The organism is Streptomyces aculeolatus (assembly GCF_020400605.1).
Classification (GTDB): Bacteria; Actinomycetota; Actinomycetes; order Streptomycetales; family Streptomycetaceae; genus Streptomyces; species Streptomyces aculeolatus.
In genome coordinates this window covers 338,463-349,490 of the sequence record NZ_JAINRD010000002.1, presented here as the reverse complement: position 1 = coordinate 349,490, position 11,028 = coordinate 338,463, and the positions used below count along the sequence as shown (strand labels likewise).

The following is an 11,028-nucleotide window of genomic DNA, read 5'->3' as shown; positions in this document are numbered from 1 at the left end:
AACGGGAGGAGTCAGGAGTGGCGGCGTACGACACCGGGGGATTCCACTTCCCCGGGCACGACGACCCCGTGCCCGAACTGACGGACGCGGTGGAGCGGCTGCGGCGCGAGCGCCGGTACGGGTCGGCGCTCGACGCGACCCTGCGCCACCTGCGGGCGCACGGGCAGTCGTCCGAGGCGTACCGCCTCGCCCTGCCGCTCCTGCACACCGGGATGCGCCGCACCGCGGACCCCGGCATCGCCGAACCGGTCGCCCGGCGGCAGTACGGGAACCCCTACTTCGCACCCATCGCGACCGAATGCAGTCGTTGCACGCAGTTCTGGTACTCGGGCCACGACATCGCCTCTCAGGTGCGCCTGGTCGTCACCAACCCGATCGGCCTCCAGTGCCAGGTCTGCCGCTACACCCTGTGCCGCAACTGCCTCGATCCGCAGAAACCGCGCTGCCCGCAGCAGGGCTGCCGCGGCGAACTCGGGACGCCGGTGGTACCGACCGGGCGGCCGCGCGGGAAGCCCGCGAACGAGTTCACCGAAAAGCTGGAGCACGTGATGATCCTCTGGCGGTCCACGCCGACCAGCCAGGAGGAGGCCGAGGAACTCCTCGACCTGGCCTGCACCTGGCAGGACCGCGGCGGCATCACCGTCAGGTCCCAGGTGAACCAGTCGGACACGCGGGACGGGGAGGAACTGGAGCGGCGCATGGGCCTGGTCCTGGTGAGCCTCTACGAGCGCGAGGGGATGATCAGCGAGAACGGCCTCTACCGCACCCGGGTGCTGCCGATCGAGTCCCCCGGCCGCGGACGGCGGCTGGTGTTCGTCACCGCCGCGCCGGAGACCGGCGCCGCGTCCCGGCTCTCCGGACCGGTGGAGTACCTGCTGTTCGACGATCCGGACGGGGCGGGCGAGGACGCACCGGCATCGAAGCGGCGCTGGTTCCGGCGCCGCAGGTGACCCGCGGCGCGTCCCGGGCGGCAGGCGGAGCCGGCCGTACGCGCCCCGGGGCGGGGGCCGGACCGGCAGGGCTCGTACGCATACGGGGGAAGAACCGGCCCCGGCGGGCAGCGTTGCGGCTGCCCGCCGGGGCCGGGTGAGGCGCGCGGGACGGGGACCGTGCGTGACGGGGCCGCGCGCCTCGGGCCGCGGAGCCCTGGGCGGTCAGACCTTCCAGGGCATCTCCAGGCCGAACTCGTACAGATAGATACCGAGCAGCACCCCGCAGATCACCAGGCCGATGGCGGTCAGGATCGCGTTGCGGCGGCGCACCTTCGGGTCGAGGGCGCGCTGCGCCGCCTCGGTGACCTTCCGCTTCGTCCAGCGCAGGATTATCTGCGCCCACACGAACTCCGTCGCCCAGACGGCCATGCCCGCGAAGATCACCAGCCAGCCGGGGCCCGGCAGCGGCAGCAGGATGATGCCGCCGATGACGATGGCCAGGCCCACGATGAAGACCCCGACCTGCCAGCTCACGTGCAGCGCGCGCGAGCGCTGGATGAAGCTCGGCGCCCTCGACCCCCACGCCTGGTGCTCCGGAGTGTCCGGTTTCTGCGGCTCGTCCAGCTTCGCCACCGGAGCGTCGGTGTCGGTTTTGTCCATTCTGTCGCCCCCCTGATCGCCACGCTCGACATGCATGAGCACACGTTACGGGGTAAGCCGCCCCCGGCCGTCCACCCGATGGACAGTCGTGCCGGGGGAAGCTCCTCCCCAGGGTGTAGGCCGGCTTTGCGCCCCAGCGGCGTCGGCTCAGCCTCCCATCTCCCGGAGCGTCTGCTCCAGGGTGTTCGCGTACAGCCGGGCTCCGTCGGTCTTCGGGTGGAAGGACTGGGCGGAAATGCCGCCCTCGATCGCTCCGAAGTCCCACAGCGGGTCGTCGCCGGGAGTGAGGTCCGTGACCACGCCGTGGACGACCTCCGGGTCACCGCAGACCGACTTGCCCTCGAATGCCTCCGTCGGATCGGAGAACGTGGCATACGTCTCACCCGAGGCCGCGTTCGCCTCCGTGACAGCGTCGGCCATGCTCTCGTTCATGACCCCGCCCATCTCATTCATCCACGCGGCCTCCTCGCCGCTGATCCCGAGGTAGTTGAGGCAGCTCCCGCTGTCGGAGTAGAGCAACGGATAGCCCATCAGCACGACCTCCGCGTCGGGCGCCTTGGCCCGGATCGCCCCCAGGGTCTCGACGATCGCCGCCTTGACCTGGTTGCGGATGTACGCGGGCTCCGCTTCCTCAAGTGGCGCGTCGTCACCGTCCAGGGTCTCCCGGTAGCACTCGTCGAAGGCGCGGATGCACTTGTCGACGATGTCGGTGAAGCGGGCGTCGTTGCCGCCGATCGACAGCGTCACCAGCGAGGTGTTCTGGTCCAGGTAGCCCTGGGCGAGCTGCGGCAACTCGCCGTAACCGCCCTCGCCGCCCACCGGGAAGTTGTGCGTCCGGGCGCCGGAGCAGGCGGTCATGTGGTAATCGAGCGTCTCGTCCCAGTTGGCGACGCGCTCCCCCACGCTCGTCCCGTTGCCCGGCAGCGCCGCCTGGCGCGACCACGCCTCGGTGGAGCGGTGGCAGGCGTGGCGCAGGTCGCCCTGGTCGCCACCCCAGTCGGTCTCGGGGAAGTAGTCGCCGCCGCCGGACACCGAGGCGCCCTCGCCGGAGGAGTACGAATCGCCCATCGCCACGACGAAGTCCGCCGGCTTCTCCGGCAGCGGCTGGAAGGCGACGGCGTCCCAGGCGACGTCCTCGCTGCCGTTGCCGTCGGCGGTATCCGTGCCGAGCGACACCTTGGGGGTGCCGGTGAAGCGGAAGACCCCCAGGTCCACCCACCGGTTCTCCCTGGTGCGCTGCGGGTGCACCCGCACCGGGCTGGTGGAGTCGGTGCCGTCGATCACGTAGGCGGCCTGGCGGGTGTGCGCGCCGTGGTCCGGCATGTGCACCAGCACCCGGGCCCAGCCGTCGAGCTGCCGGTCCAGCGTCCAGGTGCCGGTGGTGGCCAGGCGTCTGCCGTCGGTGTCCTGCGGATCGTGGGTGTCGCGGGTGTGGCCGAACCAGAAGTGGTTGCCGTAGCCCGCGCCGATCTGATGGGTGTCGATCTTCCCCGGGTACTGCCCCTCGTCCTCCGCGAAGGTGAACTCGAACGTGCCCTGGGAGCGGAAGCCCGCGCACTGCCGTTGGGACGAGCCGGCCGATCCGGCCTGGTCTGGCAGGTCGTCCACGATCAGCGCCCCCTGCGGCAGCCCGCTGATGCAGCGCGGCGGGTACGAGTTGAGGTCCGGCTGCTCCGGATACGTGTCGTCGAAGCGGTGCAGCGCGTACCCGCAGGCCGCGTTGAGATCACAGTCCTTCCACGCGGTGGACTCGTGGAACCAGCAGTAGAGGTCCTCGCGCGTGCAGGCGCCGAGCCCGGGGTCGTTCTCGTCGTCCGGACCGATGAGGCCGGGGTCGCACTCGTTGGATTCGTCGCAGAACAGGCTCTCCGGCGGCTTGACCGCGGTCCGGTCCGCGTTCGTGTTCCACCACGCCTTGCGGTAGCCCGCCTCGAACTCACCGGGCTCCACCAGTGCGGAGATCGGCCGCCCCGCCCAGCCGAGCACCTTCTCCTGGTACGGCCAGTCCTGCGGGTGCGCGGCGTGCGAGTAGTCGTCGCCGCCCGAGGCGCTCTCCAGGAACGGCAGCCGGTTGGCCTTCCAGAGCGGGTTCGCCGGGTTGTTGGTCCACCCCACGCCCCACTTGCCCTTGTTCTGGTCCGCCTGCGACTTCGGGTAGAAGCCGGAGTTGTACGCCCACAGGGCGTAGAACCAGTTCTCGATCCACCGCGGCTCACCGTTGTTGACGGTCATTCCGGCCGTGCGGGTCTGGTTCCACTTCTCCGCCAGGATGTCCGCGCCGGCGGCGATGTTCGCTGTGTAGTCCAGGGCCACGGCCTCCTGCTGCTTCTCACTCAGGGTCGGCTGGCCGTGGCCGGGGAGCCGCATGCCGTCGGTGACCTGCGTGATGCCGTAGCCGCAGTCGGCGTCCGCCCAGTTGATACGCCACGGGTCGACCTGGGTGCCGTCGGAGGCGTAGTTGGTGCCGTAGTAGTTCCCGATCAGCGGGTTGGCCGTGACACCGGGCACGGCGAAGCGGGTGGCCTGCCACATGTTGGACTCCTGCGCGGTGATGCCGAGCAGGATCTGCGCGGGTATGTGCCACTCGTCGTCGCGGTCCACGGTGCCGTTCGGGTCGCCGGCCAGCACCCGCAGGGGGAACAGCTCCTGCGGGCTGTACGCCTCCATCCCGGTGTTCTTCCAGTTCGCCGGGCGGTCGATCCACTTGTCCAGCCCGTCGATCACGGCCTGGTCCACGGCCCACTCGACCTGCCGCGGGCTCGGCTGGAACGCCTGCTTGCGGGGGTCGCCGCGGGGCACGGAACAGGTCCGTTCCGACTCCACCGGATCGTTCGGATCAGCGGAGGCCGCGGTCCCGCTCCGCGCCGTACCACCGGCCCCGGTGAGGGCGGGCGAGGTCTCCCGGCCCGACGCCACCGCGCTCCCGGCCACCGGTTCGGCGGCGGGCAGGGCGCCGAGCCGCGCCGTCTTCCCGGTCCCGGGCACGGTGAGGTCGACGGTGACAGGGCGCGCGTCCACGGCCTCCTCGACGGCCGACCGGGATTCCCCGCCGTCAGCCCACCCGGTCGCCACGACCGCGCGGCCCCGGGTGCTGGCCACGGCGTCCCTGGCCAGCCCGCCGGGGTGGTGCAGATGCGCGGGGGCCTGCCCGCGGGCGGCGGCCTCCCCGGTGACGTACAGCTCCCCGGACGCCGAGCCGATGAGATCGAACGCGGTCAGCTCGCCGGTGGCGACGAGCCTCGGCTCGGCCCCGGTGCCGCCGCGCCCGGCCGCGGGCACCGCCGAGGCGGGCACGAACCGTACCTCGCCGGGGGTGTCGCCGGTCCGCGCGTCGCGGCCGGGCCGGTCCACGTAGCCGATGCCGCCTGCGGCGTCCCGGGTGAGCCGGAACGGGGTGGCGGCGGTGTCGGCGATCTCGGCGCGCCTGCCGCGCTCGTCGATCCGCACCAGGCGGGTGCCGTCGGCGGCGACGATCGTGTTGCCGTCGTACGGGATGGCGGAGGTGACCTGCCCGTCGAGTTTCAGCGGCGCGGCGGCCCGGCCCGCCGCGGCGTCGACGGTGATCAGCCGGGTGGTGTTCTCCCCCATCGATTCGTCCGCGTACTGCGCGAGCACCGCGCGCTCGCCCGCGCCGCAGCCGGGCGAGAAGTAGGCGAGCGACGCCTGCACCGGCAGCTTGGTGACCTCGCCGGTCCGCAGGTCGACGACCGCGGTGAACGCGCCCCTGCTCATCAGCTCGGGGTCGTTGGTGAAGGTACGCGGTGCGTACGCCACGACGGCCCGGTCACCGGACCCGGTCACGCAGGCGTTGCCGATCCAGGCGTCGGCCTCGAAACCGGGCTCGGCGAGTGTGGCGGCCGTACGCCAGCGGTAGCCGTCCGCGGCGTCGGCCACCAGCACGTGGAAACCGGCGGCATCGCCGGTGGTGGTCCACGCCCGGTCGTCCGACGAGCGGTATCCGTCCCCCAGCACGTCCAGCCGGTCGGCGGGGGCGATCCGGTCGGGGCGGTCGCCGGGGCCGGCCGCCGCCGGGGACACCGGCGCGCCCGGGCCGGCGGGATCGGCGACGGCAGGTAAGGCGAGCGGCAGCGACAGGGCCGCCGCCGCCACAAGGGAGACGACGGTCGGCAACAGGGATCTCCGGCTGCGTCGAAGGTTCGTCATGTCTGTCTTCCCGCCCTCAGTTGCAGGTGTTCGCGGTGCGGACGGCGTCGATGAGGGCGTTGTCGCTCTCCTTCGTGTTCTTCATGATCGCGACGACCTTGGAACACTGCGGGTACCGCCAGTGCAGCCCGGTGTAGACCGGTCCCGCGTACTGGCTGAAGTCACCCTGGTCCGTGCGGCACTCCGGGTCTTCGAGGGTGTACTCGCACGTCCTGAGCCGCATGTACTTCGTGCTGCCGGTGTTGTTGTCGAAAAGCATGCAGTAACGCCAGTTGCCGCCGGACGTCAGCTTCGAGTAGCGGAACAGCGTCCCCAGCCGCCAGCCGTCGTCCGGAAGCTGCTCGGCCCCGACGAGGTTGTAACCGTCGCCGCACAGCGTGGCCGTCGTCCGTACCGCCTGCGGGTCCGCGGCGGCGATCCGCCGCGTCTCCCCGTCCGCCTGCGGCGCGACCAGCTCGTCGAGCGCGTCGGCGGCGGACGCCTGCGCCGACCACGCTCCCACGGGAGTTACTCCTGCGATGCTCAGCGCCAGAGCCGCACCGACGGTTGCGCCGGCCCTCACCCACTTCATGCCGTCTCCCCGGATTCTTCGCTTTGTTCGGTTCATGACCGAACGGACGCTAAGCGGGGCGGGGTCCGGGGACAACGAGCACGGTGCGCAGCCGGGCCGGGCGGGCTGCGCACGGTGCACGGATTCTCAGGAGGTTCTCAGGAACCGTTCATGGCTGACGGGCCACACGCCCGTCCTCGATGGCGAGGGACTGGACGAGGTCATAGATACCGAAGCCGGTGGTGAGCAGGTCCCGGTTGAGCAGCACCTCGGCGGTGCGCAGCCGCGCCCTGACGGTGTTGCGGCTGATGCCGAGGCCCCGGGCGGCGCGCTGGGCGTCGGAGTTGGCGGCGACCCAGGCCCGTGCGGTGGTGCGGAGGGTGTCGTCCAGAGGGTGCAGAAAGGCCACCGCCCAGTCCCTCGCGGGCTGCGAGTGGATCAGTTCGCAGAAGGAGGGGGCGGCATCGCCGCCGGTGTCGCCGATGCCGGGGGCGGCGGCCGGGGGCGGGTCGGCGAGGGAAAGGGCGAGGTTGAGCAGAGCCCGGGAGACAACCTCGTCGAGGTCGAGGTCGAGGAGGCGCTCCGCGCGCCTGAAGTGGGCCGTGACCGTGTTGCGGCTGACGCCCAGGAACCGGGCCGCCCCCGAGCGCGATACGGTCAGCCCGGCCCGCAGAATGTGCGCCGTGAGCCGGGGCGCGACGGCCAGAGGCTGCAGGAACGAGCGTGCCCACGCCACCGCGTCCGGTCGGGGCAGGAGTTGGGCGAGGGGCGACTCGCCGCGATAGGACGCCACGCGGCCGGGCAGGTGCCGGGCCACCGAGAGCGTGTGCCGGGCCTGCTCGTACGCCTGCGCCGTGGCCTCCAGCGAATGCACCGCACTGATACCCAGGGCGTAGCCGGCGTTGTCGCGCGCCAGACGGCGCAGCTCCGCGCCCCGGCCGGCGGGGGCGCGGTCGTCGTCGGAGTCCTGGGAGACGAGGCAGATGAGGTGCTCGCGCATGACCGGGCACTGCACCATGAGGTCGCAGTCGTGGTAGCCCGAGGGGTCCTGGAGGTCGAGGGCGAGCCGGTCCCGCTCGGCCGGGGGGCAATGCAGCAGATAGACGCGCAGGGTGCGGGCGTCCAGCAGTTCGGGGACGGCGCCGGCGGTCATCCGGCGGGCCAGGTCGGGGTCGCCGACCAGCAGCGCCTGGAGCACGGCAAAGCGCACCTGCCGGGCTTTGTTCTGATAGTTGCGGTGCACCGCGGCGGCTTCGTGCAGGCGCAGCAGAAGCAAGGCGGAGCGGGCGGCGTCCGCGGCGAGGCCGGCGGCCTCCCGGGCGGGTGGCACCGCGCCCGCGACGACCAGCACCGGTCGCGGCGGCCACGGGCTGGGTGCGCCGCCGGCACCGAATGCGGCCGTGCGAGGGCGGGGGCCGGCGGGCTCGGGCTGCGGATCGAGGGCTTCGACACGCACGTGCAGCCCGCCGGCCTCCAGCCCGGCGACCCCGACCCGGCCCTGGCCGAGCCGCGCGAGCCCGGTCGCCAGCGCGCCGCCCAGGACGGCACGCGGAAACCCCGCGGAGGCCGCGGCCACCGTGCCCGTACTCCAGACGAGCGCGACGTGCGCGTCGATGTGCCCGCGTAACCAGTCGACGATGCGCGGCAGGTCGGGTTCCAGGGGCCGGGCGGCCTGCCGCTGCACCTCGCGGAGCAGTTCGCCGGAGCGCGCGACGCGCCAGTGCGGGTCTCCGGCCTCTGACAACTGCATGGCAGCTCCCCTCTGCATCAGTCAGATATCCTGCAACTTCTTCCTGAGAAGCGCACCCACCCGGCGAGCCGCACGCGCTCCGGGATCACGGGTCGGCCCAGGGTCGAATGGGAGCGCTTCCATCGGACCTGATCCGGCCTCGGCCCGTCGACGGCGTCGGCACCGCTCGCCGAACACGGGCGGCGCCGCGGCGAGGGGTGCCGACGCCGTCCTCTCCTGCCGCCGGTGACAGAGCCGCGCCCCGCACCCGTCCCGGCCTCGTGAGCCGCAGGCTTGACGCGATCACGTCGCGCGGATACGGTCCGCAGCGAGGCGCATGGAAAGCGCTTACTGGACGTGATCGGTTCCTGCTCGCAGGGGAGATGACGCAATGCCGAAGCACAGCGGAAGCGCTGCCGCGCGGGTCGTCGCGGCCGCCGCCGCGCTGGCACTGGCCGCCCTCGCGGCGGGGCCGGTGCAGGCCGCGCAGGACACCGGCGAGGCCGAGGCGGGGCGCGGAGCGCCCGTCGTGCTGCCCGCGCTCACGCCCGACCTCGTCGCGTACTACGACTTCGGCCACCCGGTCGCCGGCGACCCCGCCCGCGAACGCGACCGCGGCCGCTCCGGCACCGACATCGAGTTGGTCAACGGCGGCGCCGCGATGCGCGTGCCCGACCGCGCGTTCCCGGGCGCGGGCAGCGCGCTGCAGACCGCCCAGGTCTCCCCCGCCACCGCCGGGAACGACGACTGGAAGGCCGGCGTCTACGACCCGCAGGGCGTGCCGAGCATGGGCGCGTTCAACGCGGCGGAGGCCGCCACCGTCATGGGCTGGTTCAAGGTCACCGGCGACAACCCCGCCCCCGACTCCAACACCGCGGCCCCCGACGACCGCTACGGCGCCGTCGGCCTGGCCGGCGTGCTCGCCGGCAACTCCGACGGCCACGGCGTACGGGCCCTGCTGGAGCTGATCGAGGTGGACGGCGAGCTGCGGCTCGTGGCGCTGGGCCGCCGGCTCGACGAGGGCGCCTCGCAGACGTTCGCCGCCGCCGAGGACTGGCGCCGGCTGCTGCCGCCGGACGAGTGGGTGTTCCTGGCCGCGACCTTCGACTACGCGGACGGCACCATGGCGCTGTACCGCAACGGCGAACGCCTCGACGGCTTCTACACCGTCCCCGGCGACCCGTGGCAGGTCGGCGGGCCCGGCGAGCACCGCGCGTCGCCGACGGACCCCGCGGGCATCAAGATCGGCGGGAGCTTCCCGCAGAACACCCGGGAGCGCAATCCCTGCAACTGCCGCATGGACAGCCTGATGTTCCTCGACCGCGAGCTGACCGACGGGCAGGTGCGGGCGCAGTACCGGCTGATGGTCTCGCCGCGGCCCTGACTCCCCGCTCCCGTACGCCACCCGCCGCACCCCGCACGCAGCGCACGCGCAACCGCACCCCCAGAACGGAGCCGGCATGCCGATACCCACCCGCCGAAAGCCCCGCCTCCTCGCCCCCGCGCTCGCCGCGGCCGTCGCCGCGACCGCCCTGCTCACCGCCCCCGCCCAGGCCCGCACCGAGCCGGCCGCCGCACCGGCGGCGCCCCCGGCCGCCGCCGCACCCGGCGACGCCATCCTCCCCAAGCCCGTACCGGCGAAGCTCGGTCTCGTCGTCGAGGAGTACGCGCAGTTCCCGAAGTCCGAGCCGACGCCCCCGCCGACCGACCCGCGGCTGATGCGGCACGCCCGGATCAACGCGCTCGCCGAACTCCCCGACGGCTCCGGCCGCAAGGCGGTGCCGGACCTCAACGGCAAGCTGTACCTCGTCGAGGACGGCGCGCAGCCCCGCACGTACCTCGACGTCGGGGCCACGTTCGCGCCGCAGTTCTTCTCCGGCCAGGGCCTCGGCCAGGGCTTCGGCTACGCGGCCTTCCACCCGGACTTCGCCCGCAACGGCATCTTCTACACCGTGCACACCGAGCTGGCGTCCACCACCGACGAGGAGCCGGACCTCACCCCGCAGCCGAACACCGGCTACCACGGCATCATCACCGAGTGGACCGCCGACGACCCGGCCGCCGGCACCTTCTCCGGCACCCGCCGCGAGGTGCTGCGTCTCGGGTTCAACGGCCGCATCCACGGCATCCAGCAGATCGCCTTCAACCCCACGGCCCGCGAGGGCGGCGCCGACTACGGCAAGCTCTACGTCGCGGTGGGCGACGGCGGCACCGGCGTCGGCAACAGCGAGCCGCAGAACCTCGCGCTGCCGCACGGCAAGCTGCTGCGGATCGACCCCCGCGGCGGCGACAGCGCGAACGGCGCGTACGGCGTCCCCGCCGACAACCCCTTCGCCGGCCGCCCCGGCGCCCTCGGTGAGGTCTACGCCTACGGCTTCCGCGACCCGCACCGCTTCAGCTGGGACACCGGCGGCGAGAACCGGCTGTACCTCGGCCACATCGGCGAGCACGCCATCGAGTCGGTCTACGAGGTGCGGGCCGGGGACAACCTCGGCTGGAGCGAGCGCGAGGGCCCGTTCGTCTTCGACAAGGACCCGGCCGACCCGTGCGACGCGTACAAGCCGCTGCCGCCCGACGACGACAAGTACGGCTACACCTATCCCGTCGCCGCCTACGACCACGACCCGCCGGCCGACTGGAACTGCACCTCCGACATCGGCCGGGCCGTCTCCGGCGGCTTCGTCTACCGCGGCGACGAACTGGGCAAGAAGCTGCGCGGCACGTACGTCTTCGGCGACCTCGTCGACGGCCGCGTCTTCGCCAGCAGGACGGGCGAGATGGACCGCGACGCCGCCGAGATGGCCACGATCCACCAGCTGAGGCTCTACGACGCGGCCACCGGCGAGCGCGTCACGGCCCGGGACCTGGCCGGCGACACCCGAGTCGACCTGCGCTTCGGGCAGGACGCGGCGGGTGAGCTGTACCTGCTGGCGAAGGCCAACGGCAAGGTCTGGAAGGTCACCGGCACCCGCGGCCCCGCGCTGCCGTAGCCG

The 11,028-nt window shown here is 72.8% G+C and carries 7 protein-coding genes; 3 read left to right on the top strand and 4 right to left on the bottom strand.

The genetic code is table 11. The features are described 5' to 3' along the window. Positions 1 to 17 precede the first annotated feature (17 nt). A complete protein-coding gene (locus tag LG396_RS05850) occupies positions 18 to 950 on the top strand; it encodes a hypothetical protein (protein WP_225793905.1) in 933 nt (310 codons plus the stop codon). A gap of 204 nt (positions 951 to 1,154) precedes the next feature. Here the strand turns inward: LG396_RS05850 and LG396_RS05845 are convergent, their stop codons facing one another. From LG396_RS05845 to LG396_RS05830, 4 genes are all read right to left on the bottom strand, one after another. Further along, a complete protein-coding gene (locus LG396_RS05845; RefSeq protein WP_225793904.1) occupies positions 1,155 to 1,592 on the bottom strand; it encodes a TIGR02611 family protein in 438 nt (145 codons plus the stop codon). Positions 1,593 to 1,739: 147 nt separating this feature from the next. Then, positions 1,740 to 5,723, bottom strand: a complete 3,984-nt coding sequence (locus LG396_RS05840; RefSeq protein ID WP_225793903.1) for a golvesin C-terminal-like domain-containing protein — start codon at positions 5,721 to 5,723, stop codon at positions 1,740 to 1,742. Between the two features lie 49 nt (positions 5,724 to 5,772). Continuing rightward, positions 5,773 to 6,327: a hypothetical protein gene (locus LG396_RS05835; protein ID WP_225793902.1), complete on the bottom strand. Its 555-nt coding sequence runs from the start codon at positions 6,325 to 6,327 to the stop codon at positions 5,773 to 5,775. A 148-nt stretch (positions 6,328 to 6,475) separates the two neighbouring features. Beyond that, positions 6,476 to 8,056 carry a helix-turn-helix domain-containing protein gene (locus LG396_RS05830; protein WP_225793901.1) on the bottom strand — a complete coding sequence of 527 codons (1,581 nt, stop codon included), beginning with the start codon at positions 8,054 to 8,056 and terminating at the stop codon, positions 6,476 to 6,478. A 370-nt stretch (positions 8,057 to 8,426) separates the two neighbouring features. On the opposite strand from LG396_RS05830, the gene LG396_RS05825 reads away from it, so the two are divergent. Beyond that, on the top strand, positions 8,427 to 9,419 hold the full coding sequence (locus tag LG396_RS05825) for a LamG-like jellyroll fold domain-containing protein (protein WP_225793900.1): 993 nt from the start codon (positions 8,427 to 8,429) through the stop codon (positions 9,417 to 9,419). 76 nt (positions 9,420 to 9,495) lie between these two features. After that, complete coding sequence (locus LG396_RS05820; RefSeq protein WP_225793899.1) at positions 9,496 to 11,025, top strand: PQQ-dependent sugar dehydrogenase; 1,530 nt, start codon at positions 9,496 to 9,498, stop codon at positions 11,023 to 11,025. Positions 11,026 to 11,028 lie beyond the last annotated feature (3 nt).